22 protein-coding genes are annotated in these 20,252 nt (G+C 64.3%); 17 read left to right on the forward strand and 5 right to left on the reverse strand.

The window, feature by feature from the left end; translation table 11 throughout:
• Positions 1-56 precede the first annotated feature (56 nt).
• The 6 genes from coaD (at position 57) to OUZ30_RS18920 (ending at position 5,493) form a co-directional block, all read left to right on the forward strand.
• Positions 57-560 (forward strand): pantetheine-phosphate adenylyltransferase, encoded by a 504-nt coding sequence (gene coaD, locus OUZ30_RS18895; protein WP_266152431.1) that lies wholly within the window; start codon positions 57-59, stop codon positions 558-560.
• A gap of 264 nt (positions 561-824) precedes the next feature.
• Positions 825-1,325, forward strand: coding sequence for a hypothetical protein (locus OUZ30_RS18900; protein ID WP_266184003.1), 501 nt, complete (start codon positions 825-827; stop codon positions 1,323-1,325).
• A gap of 283 nt (positions 1,326-1,608) precedes the next feature.
• Positions 1,609-1,869: a YfhL family 4Fe-4S dicluster ferredoxin gene (locus OUZ30_RS18905; protein ID WP_266184004.1), complete on the forward strand. Its 261-nt coding sequence runs from the start codon at positions 1,609-1,611 to the stop codon at positions 1,867-1,869.
• On the forward strand, positions 1,866-3,596 hold the full coding sequence (ggt, locus tag OUZ30_RS18910; RefSeq protein ID WP_266184005.1) for a gamma-glutamyltransferase: 1,731 nt from the start codon (positions 1,866-1,868) through the stop codon (positions 3,594-3,596). Before OUZ30_RS18905 ends, ggt begins: the two co-directional genes overlap by 4 nt.
• Complete coding sequence (locus OUZ30_RS18915) at positions 3,596-4,438, forward strand: MBL fold metallo-hydrolase (protein WP_266184006.1); 843 nt, start codon at positions 3,596-3,598, stop codon at positions 4,436-4,438. The genes ggt and OUZ30_RS18915 overlap by 1 nt, the downstream gene beginning before the upstream one ends.
• An 8-nt stretch (positions 4,439-4,446) precedes the next feature.
• Positions 4,447-5,493 carry a TMEM43 family protein gene (locus OUZ30_RS18920; RefSeq protein ID WP_266184007.1) on the forward strand — a complete coding sequence of 349 codons (1,047 nt, stop codon included), beginning with the start codon at positions 4,447-4,449 and terminating at the stop codon, positions 5,491-5,493.
• 218 nt (positions 5,494-5,711) lie between these two features.
• Here OUZ30_RS18920 and OUZ30_RS18925 read toward each other — a convergent pair whose 3' ends face one another.
• The 5 genes from OUZ30_RS18925 to OUZ30_RS18945 all read right to left on the reverse strand — a co-directional run bounded on the left by OUZ30_RS18925 (position 5,712) and on the right by OUZ30_RS18945 (position 9,902).
• Positions 5,712-6,974 (reverse strand): EAL and HDOD domain-containing protein, encoded by a 1,263-nt coding sequence (locus tag OUZ30_RS18925; RefSeq protein ID WP_266184008.1) that lies wholly within the window; start codon positions 6,972-6,974, stop codon positions 5,712-5,714.
• A 94-nt stretch (positions 6,975-7,068) separates the two neighbouring features.
• The gene (locus OUZ30_RS18930) at positions 7,069-7,515 is read right to left on the reverse strand and encodes a flagella synthesis protein FlgN (RefSeq protein WP_266184009.1); all 447 of its coding nucleotides are present in this window, start codon (positions 7,513-7,515) and stop codon (positions 7,069-7,071) included.
• The gene (gene flgM / locus OUZ30_RS18935) at positions 7,512-7,832 is read right to left on the reverse strand and encodes a flagellar biosynthesis anti-sigma factor FlgM (protein ID WP_266184010.1); all 321 of its coding nucleotides are present in this window, start codon (positions 7,830-7,832) and stop codon (positions 7,512-7,514) included. The genes OUZ30_RS18930 and flgM overlap by 4 nt, the downstream gene beginning before the upstream one ends.
• A gap of 76 nt (positions 7,833-7,908) precedes the next feature.
• On the reverse strand, positions 7,909-8,598 hold the full coding sequence (gene flgA, locus OUZ30_RS18940; RefSeq protein ID WP_266184011.1) for a flagellar basal body P-ring formation chaperone FlgA: 690 nt from the start codon (positions 8,596-8,598) through the stop codon (positions 7,909-7,911).
• Positions 8,595-9,902, reverse strand: coding sequence for a methyl-accepting chemotaxis protein (locus OUZ30_RS18945; protein WP_283256149.1), 1,308 nt, complete (start codon positions 9,900-9,902; stop codon positions 8,595-8,597). The genes flgA and OUZ30_RS18945 overlap by 4 nt, the downstream gene beginning before the upstream one ends.
• 168 nt (positions 9,903-10,070) lie before the next feature.
• Between OUZ30_RS18945 and OUZ30_RS18950 the strand changes: the two genes are divergently transcribed.
• From OUZ30_RS18950 to flgK, 11 genes are all read left to right on the forward strand, one after another.
• On the forward strand, positions 10,071-11,003 hold the full coding sequence (locus tag OUZ30_RS18950; protein ID WP_266184012.1) for a chemotaxis protein: 933 nt from the start codon (positions 10,071-10,073) through the stop codon (positions 11,001-11,003).
• Positions 11,004-11,218: 215 nt separating this feature from the next.
• Positions 11,219-11,617, forward strand: a complete 399-nt coding sequence (gene flgB, locus OUZ30_RS18955) for a flagellar basal body rod protein FlgB (RefSeq protein ID WP_266184013.1) — start codon at positions 11,219-11,221, stop codon at positions 11,615-11,617.
• Positions 11,617-12,045 (forward strand): flagellar basal body rod protein FlgC, encoded by a 429-nt coding sequence (flgC, locus tag OUZ30_RS18960; RefSeq protein ID WP_266184014.1) that lies wholly within the window; start codon positions 11,617-11,619, stop codon positions 12,043-12,045. The genes flgB and flgC overlap by 1 nt, the downstream gene beginning before the upstream one ends.
• A gap of 17 nt (positions 12,046-12,062) precedes the next feature.
• A complete protein-coding gene (locus tag OUZ30_RS18965) occupies positions 12,063-12,740 on the forward strand; it encodes a flagellar hook assembly protein FlgD (RefSeq protein ID WP_266184015.1) in 678 nt (225 codons plus the stop codon).
• 35 nt (positions 12,741-12,775) lie between these two features.
• Positions 12,776-13,993 (forward strand): flagellar hook protein FlgE, encoded by a 1,218-nt coding sequence (gene flgE, locus OUZ30_RS18970; protein ID WP_266184016.1) that lies wholly within the window; start codon positions 12,776-12,778, stop codon positions 13,991-13,993.
• A 9-nt stretch (positions 13,994-14,002) separates the two neighbouring features.
• Entirely contained in the window at positions 14,003-14,743 is a 741-nt protein-coding gene (gene flgF / locus OUZ30_RS18975; protein WP_266184017.1) for a flagellar basal-body rod protein FlgF, read from the forward strand.
• Between the two features lie 25 nt (positions 14,744-14,768).
• Positions 14,769-15,554, forward strand: coding sequence for a flagellar basal-body rod protein FlgG (flgG, locus tag OUZ30_RS18980; RefSeq protein ID WP_266184018.1), 786 nt, complete (start codon positions 14,769-14,771; stop codon positions 15,552-15,554).
• Positions 15,555-15,562: 8 nt separating this feature from the next.
• Positions 15,563-16,246 carry a flagellar basal body L-ring protein FlgH gene (gene flgH, locus OUZ30_RS18985; RefSeq protein WP_266184019.1) on the forward strand — a complete coding sequence of 228 codons (684 nt, stop codon included), beginning with the start codon at positions 15,563-15,565 and terminating at the stop codon, positions 16,244-16,246.
• Between the two features lie 62 nt (positions 16,247-16,308).
• Positions 16,309-17,403 (forward strand): flagellar basal body P-ring protein FlgI, encoded by a 1,095-nt coding sequence (locus OUZ30_RS18990; RefSeq protein ID WP_266184111.1) that lies wholly within the window; start codon positions 16,309-16,311, stop codon positions 17,401-17,403.
• 20 nt (positions 17,404-17,423) lie between these two features.
• On the forward strand, positions 17,424-18,347 hold the full coding sequence (gene flgJ, locus OUZ30_RS18995) for a flagellar assembly peptidoglycan hydrolase FlgJ (protein ID WP_266184020.1): 924 nt from the start codon (positions 17,424-17,426) through the stop codon (positions 18,345-18,347).
• A gap of 18 nt (positions 18,348-18,365) precedes the next feature.
• On the forward strand, positions 18,366-20,243 hold the full coding sequence (gene flgK, locus OUZ30_RS19000) for a flagellar hook-associated protein FlgK (protein ID WP_266184021.1): 1,878 nt from the start codon (positions 18,366-18,368) through the stop codon (positions 20,241-20,243).
• The last annotated feature ends 9 nt before the right edge of the window (positions 20,244-20,252 follow it).

Genomic DNA, 20,252 nt, shown 5'->3' on the forward strand with positions numbered 1-20,252 from the left:
GGGGATCAAGGTCTGGTTCTAAGCTAGCCCTCCCTCAAGCCCAGCAGCATCCCCACGTGAACAAGCCGCCGGTCAATACACGTCTCGCCGTTTATCCGGGGACCTTCGATCCCATCACCAATGGCCACGCGGATCTGGTGGCACGCGCGGCGCCGCTGTTCGAGCGCATCATCGTGGCCGTGGCGGACAGCCCCAACAAGGGCAGGGGGCCGGGTTTCAGCCTGCATGAGCGCATTGCGCTGGCGCGGCTGGCACTGGCCGATCTGAAGAACGTCGAGGTGCGCGGTTTCGATGGCTTGCTCGCCCACTTTGTCGAGGAGGTCGGCGCAGGCGTGATCATTCGCGGCCTGCGCGCGGTGTCCGACTTCGAATACGAGTTTCAGTTGGCCAGCATGAATCGCCATCTGATCCCTCAGGCGGAGACGCTGTTCCTCACCCCGGCCGAGCAGTACAGCTTCATCTCCTCCACCCTCGTGCGCGAAATCGGCCGCCTTGGCGGCGATATTTCCGGCTTCGTGCATCCGGCCGTGCAGCAGGCGATGCGCCAGCGCTGGCATTGATGGGGCGGGGGGAGGCTGCCTGACCCCGCATTGCAACACGTGCAACGGTGTCAGGCCGGGCCGGCCTCGTGTATCCTCGCGTGCATCCTGCGGACAGGACAGTCACTCGCCGCGAACCAGGGGCGCGATACGGTGCATGGCAAGGGGTTCACTCCGGCTGGCAGCACGTTCTCCCGGTTTCACGGCGCCGCCGAAATGGCGGCTGGATGGTCCCGTCATCCAACGGATCAAAGCGCCCAGAATCCGCCATCCAAGGTGACCACCATGTACAAGTATGTTTTCCTCGCCGCCGCCGCGCTTGCCGGCACCCTGTCCATCACCGCCTGCAGCCAGAAAGAAGAAGCCGCGCAGCCGACCGAGCAGGCACAGGCCGTCTCCAAGCCGACCGACCCGAACGACACCAAGGCATGGGGCGCCTACCTCGGCCAGATCGTGCAGAAGAACATGCAGGGCATGACTGCGGACCGTCCGTTCCCGTACCTGGTGCCGGCCGGCGACAGCGATGACGACAAGGCCAAGTACCAGCGTCAGCTCGAGCAGGTGCAGGACACCGTGGCTCGCGGCGTGCTGCCGGGCAACATGCTGGTGTTTGCCGGCCCGAGCTCGACCAAGACTGCCGACCTGCTGATCGAAGCCTTCAAGGACGCCAAGCCGGGTTCGTTCAAGGACGTGATCATCCTGTTCATCGGCGACAAGACCGATGAGGACCGCGTCAACGCAACCCTGCAGCCGACCGGCGCCACCGTGCGCTTCGTGGCGATGTAAGCGACGCTTCGCAAGCGATCACGCTTTCGCAAAAGCAAGTAGGAGAGCCCGTGGCGCGAAAGTGCCGCGGGCTTTTCGTTTTCAGCACACCGCGTGACCTGGGCCGATCTTCAGGTCGCGCCCTTGGAGCCTGTTCAAGCCGCCGTAACGACCGCAGCACGAGCCGTCATCCCAGCGCCGCACATCGGGAAGGCGTTAAACGGGCCAATAGCGCCACTTTCGTGGCCTCGCGCCAGCCCGGCCAGCTCCGCAGCATGGCGGCCTACCGTGTAAACTCACCGCCATGTCCCTGAAAATCCTCGATACCTGCGTCAATTGCGACGTCTGTGAACCAGTTTGCCCAAATAAAGCCATTTCGTTGGGTGAGGAGTTCTACGTGATCGAACCGTCGCTGTGCACCGAATGCATCGGGCACTACGACCAGCCGCAATGCGTGGAGGTATGCCCGGTGGAGTGCATCATCATCGATCCCGAGCACACCGAGACGCACGCGCAGCTTGATCTGAAATACCAACATCTGATGGCGGCAAAGGACCAGGCATGAAGTGTTTGTTGAATGGGCGCGTGACCCTGTTTGCACTGTTGCTTTCCGCCAGCGTCGCGTATGCCGCCGATAGCCGTCCGTCCGTTTCGCCTGCTGCAACACCGTCCTCGCACGTCCTCGCCCAGCGACCCGGCCATGCCGGCATCGCCAGCGCCAACTTCCACGCCACCGAAGCCGGCCTCGAAGTGCTGGCCAAGGGCGGTAATGCCTTCGACGCGGCCATCGCGGTGGCATCGACGCTCTCGGTGGTGGAGCCGGAAAGCTCCGGCATCGGCGGCGGCTTCATGGCCGTCCTGCATCGGGCTTCGGATGGGCGCGAGGTGTTCATCGATGCGCGCGAAACCGCGCCGCTGGTGGTGGACAGCAAGGACTACCTCAATCAGGACGGCACGCCCAATCGCGATAACGCGCTCAACGGCCCGCTGTCCGCCGGCATCCCCGGCGAGCCCGCCGGCCTGGTGTGGCTTGCCGCCCATTACGGCAAGTTGCCGCTGAAGGATTCGCTGGCGCCGGCCATTCGCACCGCACGCGATGGCTTCGAGCCGGACGCGCGTTTGATCAACTCGATCGCGGAACGCGAAAAGGACATCCGCCGCTGGCCGGCCTCGGTCAGCAAGTTCCTGCCAGGCGACAAGCCGCCCGCAGCCGGTCAGGTATGGCGCGATCCGGACCAGGCGCGCACGCTCGAATTGCTCGGTGAGCACGGTGCGGATGGTTTCTATCGCGGCGAGACGGCGAAGAAGATCGTCGATGCCGTGCGTGCCGCAGGTGGCAAGTGGACCGCGAAGGACCTGGAAACCTACCAGGTGAAGGAGCGCACGCCGATTACCGTGGACTACCACGGCTACCGTGTCGTCACCGCGCCGCCGGCGTCGTCGGGCGGCGTGGCGGTGGCGCAGATCCTCAACATCTTGTCCGGCTTCGACCTGACCAAGCTCGACGAGGCGCATCGTACGCACCTGGTCATCGAAGCGATGCGTCGCGCGTTCCGTGATCATAACGACTACCTGGGCGATCCGGACTTCGTGAAGATGCCGCTGGACATGCTGCTGTCGCCTTACTACGCGGCGGGTCTGCGCCAGACCATCCTGCCGGATCGTGCCACGCCTTCGTCCATGCTGGCCGCCAGCTCGGGCGTCGATCCGGGCATGCACACCACGCATTTCTCGGTCATCGATGCGGACGGCAATATCGCCTCGATCACCTTGACGGTGAACTACGTGCTCGGTTCCACCTTCGTGGCGCAAGGCACCGGCGTGCTGCTCAACGATGAAATGGACGACTTCGCCCTGGTGCCGAACAAGCCGAACGTCTATGGCCTGCTTGGCAGCGCCGCGAACGCGCCAGCGCCGGGCAAGCGCATGCTGTCGTCGATGACGCCAAGCATCGTGTTTGGCGCCGATCGCGTGGCCGTGATCGGCTCGCCGGGCGGTTCCACCATCATCACCCAGGTGCTGGAAGGCATCCTGGCGTTCATCGATGGCAAGGACGCGGCGGGCATCGTGGCGCAGAAGCGCTTCCATCATCAGTACATGCCCGATCGCGTGGACGTGGAGCCGGGCGCGTTCGACCCCGCTACGGCCGCTACGCTGACGCAGATGGGGCATACGCTGAAGGAGCGCAATCCCTGGGGCTTCATGAACGTGGTCACCTGGGACGTGAAATCGAACAAGCTCGATGCGGCCAGCGACCCGCGCCGCCAGTCGGGCCTGGGTAAGGTGCAGTAATGCAACTCTGGTCACTCATCGGCAATTCGCAGCAACTTGATGGCGGCGCCATGTTCGGTAATGCGCCGAAGGCGCTGTGGTCGCGCTGGATTGCGCCGGATGCGGAAAACCGCATTCCGCTGGCTTGCCGCTGCCTGCTGGTGAAGGATCTGGACGGTCGCAACGTGCTGTTCGAGACCGGCATCGGGGCGTTCTTCGAGCCGGCGCTGCGCGAACGCTATGGCGTGGTGGAAGACCGTCACGTGCTGCTCGATTCGCTGGCGCAGGCGGGGCTGACGCACGAAGACATCGACGTGGTAGTGCTTTCCCATCTGCATTTCGACCATGCCGGCGGTTTGCTCGCAGCATGGGAGGAAGGGCAGGCACCGCGCCTGTTGTTCCCCAACGCGACCTACGTAGTCGGTGCCGAACACTGGCGCCGCGCGTTGAAGCCCCATCCGCGCGACCGTGCCTCGTTCGTGCCAGAGCTGCAGCCGTTGCTGGAAGCCAGCGGACGGCTTGAACTGGTCGAGGGCGAGTTCTCGAGAGCGCTTGGGTCCGCGGTGCGCTTCCACTATTCCGACGGTCATACGCCAGGACTGATGCTGTCCGAAGTGGGCGGCGTGGTGTTTTGCGCGGATCTGATTCCGGGGCGCTTCTGGGTGCACTTGCCCATCACCATGGGCTATGACCGCTGGCCGGAAAAATTGATCGACGAGAAGCGGGTCTTCCTGGAAGACAAGCTGGCGCGTGACGTGCGGCTGTTCTTTACGCACGATCATGATTGCGCCGTAGCCAGGGTGGTGCGCGACGAGCGCGGCCGCTACGGTACGGCCGACGAACAGCGTGAATTACGAGGATAGGGGCACCGATGAACACGCCGCAGGGGGGCGCAGCGAAGATGCAGCAATGGATGCGGCGGGTGCTGGGTGCACTGGTGTTGCTTGGAGGTGTCGGCCTGGTCGCGATGACCGAGCGAAGCGTGCTCGATCTTCGCCATGCCGCTGCCCGACACGGTGGGCAGATACTCGACCTGGGTGAGGGTGGCCCCCCGCAGGCGGGCCAGCACGGCTATATGGTTCGCGTGGCCGGCCCGGTTCGCGTGATCGAGGAGCCGTACGATCCTGAGTTTGGCCAGCGTGCCAAGACGCCGGTGTTGATTCGCCGCGTGGAGATGTTCCAATGGCGCGAAGTGCGTGTGGGTGCCGACGTGCACTACGAGTTGGATTGGGTTGATCGCCCGCTGGATGCCCGCCGATTCGCGCAGCCTTCGGGTCATGCCAATCCGGAGAGTTTCCCCATCCGCGGCAAGCAATTCGATGCGGGCTTGGTGCGAGTGGGTGGTTACGCTCTTTCACCAACGCTCTTGCATGCGTTGCCGGGTGGGGATCCCTTGCCGCCGGATTTCAAATCGGTGCCGCCGAACCTCGCCGCCAGTTTTTCGCTCTACAACGATCACCTGGTGACGAGTGTCCACCCGGAGCAGCCACGCCTGGGTGATTTGCGGGTGAGCTGGGAGACCGTGCCGGCGCAAGAGGTCACGATCTTCGCGCAGGTGGACGGCGATGAGCTGGTGCCGGCGGCGCACGCACTCGATGGCAAGGGCTACGAATTGCAGACAGGCGATCGCACGCTGGCCGATGTCGTGCCGGACGTGCCCGACGCGCCATCATTCGTGATGGCGCGCCGTCTCGCGGCCTTGCTGCTGGGTATGTTCGGCGTGTGGCTGCTGATGCCCGAACGCCGCAGGACGCGCCTCGACCTGATGCTGGCCGGTGGTGCGGGCGTGCTGGTGGTGGCTGCCGTGGCTTGCGTACTGTGGTTGGGTACGGATGTTGTTGCGGGCGGCGTGTGGTTTGCCGTTGCGCTGGCAGGTTTAGGGCTTGCCGTGTGGCGGCTAAGGGCGACGTCGCCTTAGCTTCCTCTCCCCTGCGGGGCACGCGGGGAGGGGCCATGGATGGCCCCGGCTTTGAGAAGCGAGGAGAGGATTGAGGTGAGCCCCAAAAAGGGGGTAAAGGGCGGGGGCTCGCGAAGGACTGTCAAAAGAGCCCGCTTTGAAGCTGGCTTGTCGCTAGATTGCCCCCTCACCCCAACCCTCTCCCGGGAGGGGAGAGGGAGCAAGGTCGGGAGCAAAGCTCAGTTCGGGCGCTGGTCCGCAAACGCGTAGACGTGATCAGCCCACTGCGTGGCTTCGAGGTAGATCGCCGCCATGCGACGGATTACCTGCGGTTGGGTTTGGCCGCTGCGCAGATTGCCGGCTTCCCAGGCATAGATCTGCTCCAGCAACGGTGCGAACGGCCCCTTGCCTTCGAGCAGTGCGCTGCTGATTTCGCGTGCCAGCGGCAGATGCCACAGCACGAAGTCCATCGGGGCTTCCATCAATGTATCGAGCAACGAAAACAGGCCGGCGGTGAACGCCATCTCTCGCTGTTCATTGGGCATGTGCTGCGCCAGCTTTTCGCACATGTGCGCGCGGATCAGGGCGGCGCGCAACAGCTCGGGCGGACGGTCGCCGGTGCCGCTGAGCGCCATCGTGTAGATCCAGTTGCGAATGCGCGTGGCGCCAAAAAAGATCGCCGCCTGCTGCACCGACTTGAGTTGGCGGGGCAGGGCGAAGTAGGCCGAGTTCACGCAGCCCAGCAGCTTGTAGCTGAGGATGGCGTCGTCACGCACGATCTGGCCGAGTTCGACCGGGCCGGGGTTACCTTCTTCGAGCGCCTTCATCAGGCGGAGCAGGCTCAGCCGGCTGGCGGTCAGCACCGGTACTTCGACCGGCTCGGGTTTGAGCAGGAAGCGGCCCTGAATCGCCTGTACCGGTAGCTCTTCGCACAGATGATAGGTGTCGTGGTCATCCACGTGACCGGCAATGACATGAGTACCGCGTGCATGCAGGTACTCGCTGCGCGAGCGCAGCGTGGCCGAATCGAGCTTGCTGGCATCCAGGCGCACGAACTGCACGAATTTCAACAGCGGCTCGACTGCTGCGTTGAACTCGAGCGCCGTGGCGCCCGCGTCGAGCATGAGCGGACATCCACGCTGCGCCATGCGTTGCAGACGTTCAACCAGGGCAGCATCGGTGGCCGCCTCGGGTTCCAGCAGCACGCCGAAACGCGGCTGGTGCTGCAGCACGTCGGTTTCCTCCATCAGGAGGTCGCGCGTGAGCCGCAGAAAGGTGCGGTTTCCGCGCACCAGGCGCGCGAGCGCGCCGTCCGTGATGGTGGCGAGGGCGCGCCGCATCAGCGCGGCTTCGTCCTCGTCATCATTCTGGAAGACGATTTCATACGCGAACAGTTCGCGCTTGGCGTCCAGCATCGGCAACCGGATGACCGGCAGCGGAAGTTCGCTGGCGGCGTTACCTGAAGCTTCGTGGGCGGAGGGGAGTGCCGCGGCTTCGCTCATGGTAGGTCGACGTGATGGCAGTGGAAGATGATCGCGCGGTACGCCGCGTGCGTGCGGATGCGCTGCTCATAAGCGATGGCGCGCATCATGATGTTCAAGCCTCGGCGAGTGTCTGCGAGCGCAAGCTGGTACGCAGCTCGCCGCCACGGCTGTACACACTGGGTTCGGTGTCATTGCCCGTCAGCACGGCCAGCGCCTTGCGCACCTGCTGCAGACGGAGGCTCACCAGGTAACCGTTGCGCTGGTTGAGTTGCTGGCATGCGCGCAGCGACTGCAGTACCTGCTGCCATAACGGTGCCAGCGCATGCGTGGCTCCTGGGGCGCTTTGGCCTAGCTGCACGCGCTCGCTGTCGAGCTGTTCGAGTCGCACCATCAGGGCGTGCTTGCTGGCACCGGCCTGGTTCAGCGCCTCGACGTCCGCGGTTGCGAGGGCGGTTCGCTCGGTCTGCAGCGCATCCGCCAGTTGCTCCACTGCGAGCCGCATTTCCTCGACCGTGGCCGTCAAGGCGTGGTCCAGTTCGGCTTGCAGTGCGCTGTTCATGACTTGCCGTTGAGCTGGCTGTCCAGCGTCATCATGCGATCGGCGATGCGGCTGGCATCGATGCGGTAGGTGCCGTTGGCCAAGGCCTGGCGTACCTGCTCGACCTTCTTGGTGTCGACCGTGGCGCCCTGGCTGGTGCGCGAGGCTTCCTGCAGTGCACGGGCCGAGTCGGTCAGCTGAACGCGATCGTCGGTACCGGGCGCCGTGCTGGCGGCCTCGCTGGACGCCGAGCCGGCCGTCTGCGTGGACGCGCTGCCCTGGCCGCTGGGTGCCTGGGGGAGCTTGGGTAGACCGTTGTTGGATATGGTCGTGTTCATGGGTCCGTTCTCTATGCGGTTTTGGCCCTGTTGCTCACAGGATCGGCCGGGTGGCCGCAAACTTTAGTCTTCCGAATCAGGGTAGGGCCAGCACCACGCCAGGCGCCGTCACCATCGCGTCGACCACCTTACCGGAGCTGCCATTGCGTACGCGCAGGCGCGAGCCGCTGTCGCCGCCGCCGAGGGCGACGCCGCTGGCGCGCACCTCGATGCCGTCCAGGCGCGACACCAGTTGGACCTGGTCGCCCGCCCGCACGGCGCTACGGCCACCCAGGGCGCCCGGCGTGAGCACGCTGCCGGCAGCCAGCGCCCGCGACAGGGTGCGGCCTTCGACCTCGCCCATCTCGCCCACATAGCCATAACCCAGGCGCGTGACGTCGCGCTCCTCGCTACGCACGTCGTCGGAGTGGATGCCGTCGCCGCGCTGCAGTGGGCGGGTGACCACGAGCACCTGGCGGAAAACCTGCAGCTGCACCGGGACGCGCAGGGTCCAGCCATCGGCTTGCGGGCAACGGACGACGACGCTCATGCGCGGTCCGAGATGCGTGCCCTCCTGCAGGCCGGCGCTCAATGACGCCGTGCAGGGGGCAAAAGTCAGTCGCGGGTCGAGTGCCGCGGCCTGGGCCACGACACGGCTCCCCGTGCTCGCATACTGGTCGTGCAGCCACTGTTCGGCCTTGGCGCGCGCCGCCTGCGCCGGCTCCGCGGCGATGGCGGGCAGCGTCAGGGCGCACAGCACCAAGGCGAACAGCGGGCGGATCGTCATAGGTCAGCCAGCAACACGTTGAGCTGGGCCAGCATGAGCTCCCGTTCGCTTTCGATCTGCTGCACCACCCGGCTGGCCTGGTCGAGCTGGCCATCGCACAACAAAGTGGCAAACGTGTTGCCATGTTCGCGCAGGCGGGCACCGGCAGCGGTCAGGGCGCTGGCGGCCGGGTGGCCGTCGCGGCTGGCGGCCAGGCGCTGCAGGGTGCGATTCAATGCCTGTGTGTCGAACCAGCGGCGGTCCAGCGCGGCCGGCTCCTGCAGGGCCAGTTCCATGGCCTGGCGCAGCCCCTGTGCGGCTTCGCGCACGGTCAGGCTGAGGCTGGCCGGATCGACGCCGCTTTCGGTCTCCAGCCAGTCCAGGGCGAGGCGATGGGCGAGCAAGGCGGCGCGACTGAGCGCCTCGGCCTGGCGGTTGGCCTCGGCAGCGCGACGGTGCCAGGCACCCAGGGCAGCCTGCGCGGCGACCGCGCGTGCATGCTGGGCATCCTGGTTCTTGTGCATGGTGGCAATGCGCTCGTTGACCTGGCGCAACGCCTCGCTGCTGTCCTGCAATGAGGTCTCGGTCTGCGTGAGGCCGCCTTGCGCACGTTCCAGGCGCTGCAGGCCTTGCTGCACATCGCCGTCCAGTTGCAGTGAGAAATCGCCGATGGAGCCGGTGACTTGCTCGATTTCGTCGGTTGCCAGGGACGTCTTCTCGGCCAGCTGTTTCACTTCGTCCGCCACCACGGCGAAGCCACGGCCCGCTTCACCTGCACGCGCCGCTTCGATAGCCGCATTCAGCGCCACCAGATTGGTCTGGTGCGCGATCTCCTGCACCACGCCGGTCAGTTTGCGGATCTGGGCGACCTGTTCGGCCAGCTTGCTCTGATTGCGATTCATGGCCGACAGCGCGGTGCGCAGCAGGCGTAGCTGGCCATCCAGCTCGCTGACACTGCGCTCGCTGGCTGCGCCGGTCTGGCGGGCGTAGTCGAGGCCGGTGTTGATCTGCTGCAGCGATGTCGAGATCCCGGCGCTGCCGTCCGTCAAGCGACCGACACCATCCCGGCTCTCCTGGGCGGACTCGTTCATCGCTCCCTGTTCGCGCGCCAGCTGCTGGGCAGCGCCGAGCACCAGGCCTTGCTGCTCCAGCGTCTGCAATGCCACGGCAGCGGGCGGGCGCTGCGTGAACATGGCCGCCAGTAGCGGCGCCAGCGCTTGCGCGGCACCCGGATGGCGGCGCGACAGTTGTGCAACCCGCGCCTGGTCGCCTGCGGCGGCAGCGCGCGCAAGCTCGGCAAGATGCTGGCTCCAGATCAGACTCATGGGTGGATTATTCCTTCCTGCAGGGTTCGTCCCCGCATCGGCGGGGAACGTCCGAACTTGAGAAGCAAGCGACGTGCCATGGACAGGGACCGGCAGGCTCAAGCCCGCCTGTCTGTGGCCGATACGCCAGCGGTACCCTGCGGCAGTGCCGCTTTGCGAGGAGTCCGCATGAGCGGCGCGTGGATGGACAAGGTGGAGCAGCAAACCCGGCTGGCGGGGCACAACCGCGTGGCGATGTTGTTGTTCCGGCTGGGCGATGCGCAATTGTTCGGCATCAACGTATTCAAGGTGCGCGAGGTGATGCGGCGCGTGCCGATGGAGCGGATGCCTGACGCGCATGCGCTGGTGGCCGGCAGCTGCGATTATCGCGGCCAGACCATCCCGGTGATCGACCTGGCGCCAGCGCTGGGCTATCCCTCGCTGCGCGAGGATGCCTCGGCGCACCTGATGGTGACCGAGTTCAGTCGCTCGATCCAGGGTTTCCTGGTCGCCGACATGCAGCGGCTGGTGCATTGCGAAGGTGAGTCGCTGGCGGCGCCGGCAGCCGCGCTGGGCTTCGGCACCCGCGTCAATGCGGTGACGCGGGTCGACGGCGCACTGGTGGCCGTGGTCGACGTGGAGCATGTCCTGGCCAGCCTCAATGCCACGCCTACCGCGCTCTCCGCACCGATGCAGCGCATCGCCCGCGTGCATGACCTGCAGCCACGCCGCGTGATGGTGGTGGACGATTCCGTGGTGGCGCGCCAGCAACTGGTAGGCCTGTTCCGCCAGATGGATGTGGAATGCGTGGTGGCGCAGGACGGTCGCGAAGCGCTGGAGCGTCTTCAGGAACTGGCCGACGCACCGGAAGGTGAGGGCGTCACCCTGGTGGTGTCGGATATCGAAATGCCGCGCATGGATGGCTATGCGCTGACGCGCGCGATTCGCGAGACGCCGGCTTTGCGCCCGCTCAAGGTGGTGCTGCACAGTTCGATCAGTGGCTTGTTCAATGAGTCGATGGTGCGCGAGGTGAACGCGGATCGCTTTGTGGCGAAGTTCCAGCCGGACCTATTGGCGCAGACGGTGCTGGACTTGATGCCGGAACACTTCGATCGCTTTTGACGTTGACTCCCTCTCCCCGGAGGGGAGAGGGAGCAGAGCGACGAGAACCCGCTACCGCTCGTGTCGGAATTCCGACATGGCCCCCAGCGAGCGCACCAGGCAACTCGACCCAAATCACGCGCAACCCAACAACAGCGCGGCCTGCGAAGCATCTCAGAAGTGGTGGCACGCTAATTGCTCAACGCCTCCCGCGGCCCTTGCCGCAGGAGTGAGCGATGACTGTGATCAACGACAACTTGTTTGGTGTGCACACCCAGGCACTCGATCTGTGGCAGCGCCGCAGCGAAGTGCTGGCGAGCAATTTGGCCAACGCGGATACGCCTGGCTATCTCGCACGTGACATCGACTTCAAGAAGGCGTTGTCCAGCGCGAGTGCCAACGGCAACAGCCTGCCGATGACGATCACCCAGCAGGGGCAGATCGATCCCACGGCGCAGGCCGCCGACCAGCTCGCCTGGCGTACGCCCAGCCAGCCGACCATGGACGGCAATACCGTCGACAGCCAGGTCGAGCAGGCCAATTTTGCCGCCAATGGCGTGCACTACCAGGCCAGCCTTTCTTTCATCACCGCGCAGATTCACATGTTGCGCACGGCCATTACCGGAGGCCAGTGATGTCGATGTTCAAGATCTTCGATGTGGCCGGCTCGGGTATGGCGGCGCAGTCGCTGCGCCTCAATACCGTGGCCAGTAACCTCGCCAATGCCGACAGCGTATCGAGCACGCCCGAAGGCGCTTATCACGCGAAGGAACCCTTGTTTGCAGCGGTGCAGCGTTCGTTTGGCAGCGCCAAGAGTGCGGACGGCGACAGCGCAGTGGGCGTGCAGGTGAAAGGCGTGACCGAGAGTCAGGCCGATGTGCAGGCGCGTTACGAGCCGGGCAATCCGATGTCGGATGCCGACGGTTATGTGTACGGCAGCAACGTCAATCCCATCGATGAGCTGGTCAACATGATTTCCGCTTCGCGCTCGTATCAGAACAACGTCGAGGCGATGAACACTACCAAGCAGTTGATGATCAAGACCCTCGACCTCGGCAAGTGAGCCGTGAGGAGCTATCCATGAGCACGATTCCCAGTAACAGCGCGACCAATAACAGCAGTTCTTCCAGCAGCACGTCGAGTTCGAGCTCGCCGCTGTCCAGCACCATGACGCAGGCCGACTTCCTCAAGCTGATGACGGCCCAGCTGCAGGCGCAGGATCCCACCAATCCGGTGGACAACTCGCAGTTCGTGTCGCAGATGGCGCAGTTCAGCCAGCTTTCGGCAACGCAGCAGCTGGACACCGATCTGCAGGGCTTCAGCAGCAATGTCAGCTCGGGCATGCAGACCTCGCAGGTGCTGAGCTCGTCCAACCTGCTGAATCGCTCGGTACTGGTGCCCTCCAGCACGATGAGCTTCGACGGTACGCACAGCGTGGGCGGCGCGGTGAACGTGACCAGTGCAGGTAACGTCACCGTGAACGTACTCGACAGTAGCGGCAATGTCGTACGCACGATGCCCTTGGGTAACCAGAACGCGGGCCTTGCGCAGTTCAGCTGGGACGGCAAGGACAACAGTGGCAACACCGTGGCCGATGGCAGCTACACGCTTGCCGCAACCAGCGGTACCACCAATCTCGATACGTACGTGGCCGGCACGGTCACCGGGGTGGGCTTTGGTGGCAGCACGGTGGGTACGTACCTGCAGGTTTCTGGCGTGGGCGGCGTGGCGCTCAGCCAGGTAGCCCAGATTCTCTGACGCTTCACGCATCCATTCTTTAATAGGAACCGAACATGGCTCTGAATACAGCGCTCAGCGGCATCAATGCGGCCCAGTCCGACCTCAACGTCATCGCCAATAATATCGCCAACGCCAACACCACCGGCTTCAAGGGTTCGCGCGCGGAGTTTGCCGACATCTTTGCCGTCACCGGCCTGAACCTCAACTCCACGGCCGTGGGTAGCGGCACGCGATTGCAGGACGTGGCGCAGCAGTTCGCCCAGGGTGACTTGCAGACGACCGGCAATAGCCTGGACCTGGCCATCAGCGGAAATGGCTTCTTCGCCGTCAACAACGGCAGTGGCGTCACCTATACGCGCGCCGGTGATTTCCAGAAGAACTCGAATGGTTTTGTCACCACTCCCGATGGATCGCGCCTGCAGATCTATCCGGCCAATGGCGCCGGTGGTTTCGACACGAGCACGCTGACCGACTTCAGTTGGGCGACGGCACAGAGCAACGCCACGGCCACTTCGATGCTGACGATGGCCTCCAATCTTCCGGCCAGCGCGACGGTACCCGTCAACGCCTTCAGCACGAGCGATTCGACGAGCTTCAACGCTTCCCAGCCGGTGACCGTGTATGACTCACAAGGCGGCTCGCATCAGGCGACTGTCTATTACGTCAAGACCGGCACCAATGCATGGAATGCCAATCTCTACGTGGACGGCCAGAGCGCCGGATCGCAGCCGATGACGTTTGATACCAGTGGCAATCTCGCCACGCCAGCGAACGGTACCTTGGCCTTCAACAGCCTGGCGCTTGGCAACGGCTCCTCGCCATTGACGCTGTCGATGAACGTGACCAACACCACCCAGTTCGGCACCGCCTACACACCCGGCACGGTCAACCAGAATGGCTTCGAGGCGGGCACGCTGACCAGCATCGACATCGATGGCAATGGTGTGATCTCCGCAACGTACTCGAACAATAAGACCACCCAGATTGGCCAGGTCGCGGTCGCCAATTTTTCCAACATGCAAGGCCTTCGGCAGCTCGGAAGCGCCAGCTGGGCGGCGAGCTCCGATTCGGGTCCGGCCATCATGGGTACGGCCGGTGTTGGTCAGTTTGGCGACATCAAATCGGGTGAGCTGGAGAGCTCGAACACGGCCGATACGACGGCGCAGCTGGTGAACATGATCCAGGCCCAGCGCGATTACCAGGCCAATGCGCAGGTGCTGTCGACCGACAACACGCTGGCGTCAGCGCTGTTCAACGCAGTCGGTCGCTGATAGATCGCCATGGACCGTTCTGTCTATGTAGCGATGACCGGGGCGACGCAGATCATGCGCGCCCAGGAAGCGGTGAGCCACAACCTGGCCAACGCCTCCACGGTCGGCTTCAAGAGCGAGCTCTCGGCGTTCCAGAGCGTGCCGGTGCTGGGCGATGGCTCGCCTTCGCGCATCAATGCCGTGGCCCAGGGCATCGGGCAAAGTTCCAACCAGGGCTCTTCGATCACCACCGGCCGCTCACTGGATGTTTCCGTGCGCGGCGCGGGTTGGATCACGGTGCAGTCGCAGGACGGTTCGGAAGGCTATACGCGCGCCGGCGACTTGCAGCTCACCTCCGACGGTCAGCTCACTGACTCGCGTGGCAATGCGGTGATGGGAAGTTCAGGCCCCATCACCATTTCCCCGAGCACCGAAATCAGTATCGGCACCGACGGCACCATTTCCACGGTGCCGCTGGGGCAGGGACCCAACTCGGTCTCCATGATCGACAAGATCCGCCTGGTTAATCCTGATCCGACTCAGCTGACGCAAGGTTCGGACGGACTCATGCACCTGGCGGACGGTGGTACCGCCGATGCCGACCCCACCGTCACGCTGGCCTCGGGTGTGCTCGAAGGAAGCAATGTGAATGCCTCGGCCGAGCTGGTGAAGATGATCGCGCTATCCCGTCAATACGACATGCAGGTGAAGTCCATCAAGACGTCCGAGGACAACGCCGATTCCAGCATCAAGTTGATGCAGGCCAGCTGACGCCCACCGCATTCTGGAGTAACCGATGTTTTCTTCCTTGTGGATTGCCAAGACCGGCCTCGATGCGCAGCAGACGCGCATGGACGTCATTTCCAACAACCTGGCGAACGCCAACACCACGGCATTCAAGAGCTCGCGTGCCGCGTTCCAGGACCTGATGTACCAGAACAAAGGTCAGCCCGGTGGCCAGACCACCGAGCAGACGCTGTCACCGTCAGGATTGATGCTGGGTACCGGCGTGCGCGTGGTGGGCAACGAAAAGCTGTTCACTGAAGGCAGCATCACGCAGACGGGCAGTTCGCTCGACGTCGCCATCCAGGGTCGTGGTTTCCTGCAGGTGAGCATGCCCGACGGCAGCGTGGCTTACACCCGTGACGGCTCGCTGCATACCGACGCCAATGGCCAGCTCGTGACCTCGGACGGCTACCCGCTCGAGCCCGCCATCACCGTGCCGGCCAGCGTGCAGAGCATCACCATCGGTACCGACGGCACCGTTTCTGCCACCACGACCGCATCGGCGACGCCGAACACCATCGGCACCTTGCAGCTTGCCGACTTCGTCAATCCTGCCGGCCTGCAGCCGATGGGTCAGAACCTCTATGTGGAAACGGCTTCCAGCGGCGCGCCGCAGACCGGACAGCCGTCGCTCAACGGCATGGGTTCGCTGATGCAGGGATCGCTGGAGTCCTCGAACGTCAACGTGGTGGCCGAGATGGTCAACATGATCGAGACGCAGCGCACCTATGAAATGAATTCCAAGGCGATCAGCAGCACCGACCAGATGCTGCAGGATCTCACCGACAAGATGTGAGAACTGCCATGTCGCTACCACGCCTGCTATCCCCAATTGCCGTCGCGCTCGTGTTCGCTCCGTTGGCAGGCTGCATCATGCAGCCGCCGCGCAACGATCATCAGTGGGCGGCCACGTTGCCGCAGGAGCCGGCGTCGGCAGCGCCGACCGATGGCTCGATTTATCACTCCGAGCAGGGCATGGAGCTGTTCAATGACGCTCGCGCACATCGGGTGGGTGACATCCTCACGATCGCGCTGGTGGAGAGTACGCAGGCTTCCAAAAAGGCCAGCACCAGCACCAGCAAGAAGGACGCCAGCACCATCAAAGCGCCCAGCATTCTCGGCCAAACCCTCAGGATTGCTGGCCAGACCGCCGATACGAGTCTCAATGCCAACCGCGCTTTTGATGGCAGTGGCGACAGCAGCCAGAGCAACCAGTTGACGGGATCCATCACCGTCACGGTGGCGCAGCGCCTGTCCAACGGCAACCTGCTGATACGCGGCGAGAAGATGCTGACGATTAACCAGGGCCAGGAGCTGATCCGCATCTCCGGCATCGTGCGTCCGCAGGATATCGGCCAGGACAACAGCGTGCCGTCCACGCGAGTGGCGGATGCACAGATCGGCTACACCGGCAAGGGTTCGCTGGCTGATGCGAATACGCAGGGCTGGCTATCGCGCTTCTTCAGCTCCAAGTGGATGCCCTACTGATGAACACATCGACGCTTTCCCGCTCGCGCCGGGCTGCTCGTTTGCTATCGGTATTGCGCGGCATGGCGATTTCGCTGTGTGCCTGTGGTGCGCTTGCGCCGCCTGCGCACGCCGACAAGATTCGCGACCTCGCCCAGGTGGCAGGTGTTCGCAGCAACCAGTTGATTGGTTATGGCCTGGTGGTCGGCCTCGATGGCAGCGGCGACCAGACCACGCAGACGCCGTTCACCACGCAGAGCCTGGAAAACATGCTGGTGCAGTTCGGCATCACGGTACCGGCGTCCGCACGACCGCAGCTCAAGAACGCCGCGGCGGTCACCATCACGGCGCAGCTGCCGCCGTTCGCCAAGCCGGGGCAGCCCATCGATATCACGGTGTCGTCGATCGGCAATGCGCGGAGTATCCGCGGCGGCGAGTTGCTGATGACGCCGCTGCGCGGTGCCGATGGCAACGTCTACGCGATGGCACAAGGCAGCGTGGTGGTTGGCGGCGTCAGTGCGCAGGGCAAGAGTGGTTCCAGCGTGCAGGTGAATATTTCAGCCAGCGGTCGCATTCCCAATGGCGCGACGGTAGAGCGCAGCGTGGCGTCGTCATTCGCCAATAGCGGCGGCGACCTGGTGTTGAATCTCAATACGCCGGACTTCACCACGGCGGCGCATATCGCCGAGGCGGTCAACCGCACCTATGGCATGGGTACGGCCAGTGCGATCGATGGCGGCTCGGTCAGCGTGCGCGGTCCGGTGGATGCGAGTCAGCGCGTGGCGTGGCTCGGTGCGATTCAGGGTATCGACGTGACGCCGGGCGATGCACCGGCACGTGTCGTCGTCAATTCGCGTACGGGTACCGTGGTGATCGGCTCGGAAGTTCGGGTGACGCCGGCGGCGGTGGCGCATGGTTCGATCCAGGTCACCATTTCCGAGCAGCCTCAGGTCAGCCAGCCCGAGCCATTCAGCAAGGGCCAGACCGTCGTGGTGCCCAGCAGCAATGTGCAGGTGAGCGAGGACGGCGGCCACATGTTCAAGTTTGGTCCGGGCGTGAATCTGGACACCATCGTGCGCGCGGTGAACCAGGTCGGTGCCTCGCCCAGCGATCTCATCTCGATCCTTCAGGCACTCAAGCAGGCCGGTGCGTTGCACGCGGAACTGGTGGTGATCTGATGGCGCTGCCTGGCGACGCCATGAAGAGTGTGAGCACCTGGACCGACCTGTCCGGGTTCTCGGCACTGCGGCAGAGTGCGCAGGCCGACGCCAAATCGGCGCTGCCGGTGGTGGCCAAGCAGTTCGAGTCGATCTTTACCCAGATGATGCTGAAGTCCATGCGCGATGCGAGCGCGGGCGACGGCCTGTTCGACAGCCAGGGTGGCGACGCCTGGCGCGATATGTTCGATCAGCAGCTGTCGATCGAACTGTCGCAGCACGGCAATGGACTGGGCATCGCGCAGATGCTGACGCGCCAACTTGGCGGCATCACCGGTACGCATGGCGCCGACGCCGGCACGGTCGCTGCCGTCGATGACGACTGGCGTCAGCGGTTGCGTTCCGTGGCCGGCGCGGCGCGTGCGGTGGGTTCGCAAGCGTTGAAGTCGCTGCCCAAGGACGCGCAGGACTTTGTGCAGCAACTGGCCCCGTATGCGCAAAAGGCCGCAGACAAGCTCGGCGTGTCGGTACGCGCCGTGCTGGCCCAGGCGGCACTCGAAACCCAGTGGGGCCAGCACCTGCCGACGCACGCCGATGGCAACAGCAGCAACAACCTGTTTGGCATGAAGGCGGGCACCAGTTGGGACGGCGCGAAAGTCAGCGTTCCCACGCTGGAATTCGAAGATGGCGTGGCCGTACGGCGCAACGCCCAGTTTCGCTCCTACGCCAACCCGGCCCAGTCGTTTGACGACTATGCACAACTCATTGCCGACAACCCGCGTTACGCCCGCGCCCTCAATCACGGCGACGACGTGGTTGGCTTCGCCCGGGGCCTGGTCAACGGTGGTTACGCCACCGATCCGGCCTATGCGCAAAAAATCGCGACCATCGCCAACAGCCCCGCCATGCGTGATGCGCTCGATGCGCTCAAGAAATTGGCCGGCGGGCCGACTTCCTCCGAGTGAAGTGTCCAGGAATGACTCATGGCTAACCTACTGTCCACCGGTGTCTCGGGGCTCAATGCCGCCCAGGTGGCACTCAATACCATCGGCAACAACATCACCAACGTCAACACGCCGGGGTATAGCCGGCAGACGGTGCTGCAGTCAGAGAACATCTCCGCGCCGGGCGGCCGCTACACGATCGGTAGCGGCGTCAATGTGGACTCGGTGCAACGTGCGTACAGCGACTTCCTCACCAGTGCGGTGTGGAGCAGCAATGCCAGCATGCAGGGCGCGACGACCTACAACAGCCTCGCCTCCACCTTGAACAGCACATTGAGCGCCAGCGGCAATCTGCAAACCGCATTGGACAGCTTTTACGGCGCCTTCAGCACGGTAGCGAACACGCCTGGCGTGGCGTCGAGCCGCCAGTCGCTGCTGGGCAGTGCCACAGCGGCGGTGAGCGTGATCAACACGTTGGGTCAGCAATTGAGCGCCCAGCAGAGCCAGGTGAATGGCCAGATCAGCGGCACGGTCAACAGCATCAACACCACGGCCAGCAGCATCGCCGCGCTGAATGCGCAGATCAGCCAGGCCGGCAACAATCCGCCGAATGACTTGCTCGATCAGCGCGATGCCATGATCCAGACTCTGTCGGGCTACGTGGGCGTGTCTGCCGTCAGCGAGTCGAATGGCAGCATCAGTGTGTATGCCTCCAGTGGGCAGGCGCTGGTCAGTGGCGACAAGTCCTACGCGCTGTCGACCGGGGGCACGGCGTACGACCCCACCCGGACGGATGTCTTCGACGTTACCGGCACCGATGTCAGCACCAAGCTCAGTGGTGGCAGCTTGGGCGCACTGCTGAACTATCGCAGCAACGTGCTCGATAGCGTGCAGAACCAGCTTGGCCAGTCGGCGGTGGCGCTTGCCAGCAGCGTCAATGCGCAGCAAGCCAAGGGCATGGACCTCAACGGCAAGCAGGGTGCTGCGATTTTCAACATGCCGACGCCCACCGTGCAGCCGAGCAGTGCCAACAAGGGCGCCGGCAGCGTATCGGCAAGTATCACGGACGTGTCGCAGTTGACCTCGTCCGACTATGTCATGAGCTATGACGGCAGCCAGTGGAACCTGCAGACGACCAGCGGGCAGGGCGTGCCGCTGACGACCAATGCTGACGGCACGCTGTCGGCCGCCGGGCTTACCTTCAGCGTGCCTGCCACGGCGCAGGCGGGTGACAGCTTCCAGATCCTGCCGACGCGTCAGGCCTCCACCAGCCTGGCGGTGACCATGACCGACCCGAACGGCATCGCTGCAGCGGCGCTGCTCGCCCCGACGCCAGCCAGTGCCAATACGGGTACGGGCAAGATCGGTTCGGTGACCGTGCAGAACGCCTCCAACCCGGCGCTGACGAACAATGCCACCTTGAGCTTTCCTTCGGCGAGCACCTATCAGGTCACCGACAGCTCAGGCAACGTCTTGTCGAGTGGCAGTTATGCCGTTGGTCAGACCATCAGCGCGAATGGCTGGAGCGTCACGCCGTCGGGTACGCCGGCCGCCAATGACAGCTTCACCATCGGGCCGAACAGCAATGGCTTGAAGGACACCAGCAACGCGTTGTCGCTGGCTGGGCTCGCCAACGCAGGTGTGCTCAGCGGCGGCAGCCAGTCGGTCATTGCGTCCTACGCCCAGCTCACCACCAACGTCGGCACGGTGGGCAGCCAGGCGCAGACTAATCTCACGACGCAGACCGCGCTCTACAACCAGGCGGTGTCGTCCCAACAAAGCGTGTCTGGCGTCAACCTCGATGAAGAGGCCGCCAACCTGGTGCGCTATCAGCAGGCCTATCAGGCCTCGGCGCAGGTGATCTCCACCTCGCAAACGATCTTTTCCAGCCTGCTCACTGCCGTCCAGACCGCCTAGGAATAAACG

The organism is Dyella humicola, from assembly GCF_026283945.1.
Lineage (GTDB): Bacteria > Pseudomonadota > Gammaproteobacteria > Xanthomonadales > Rhodanobacteraceae > Dyella > Dyella humicola.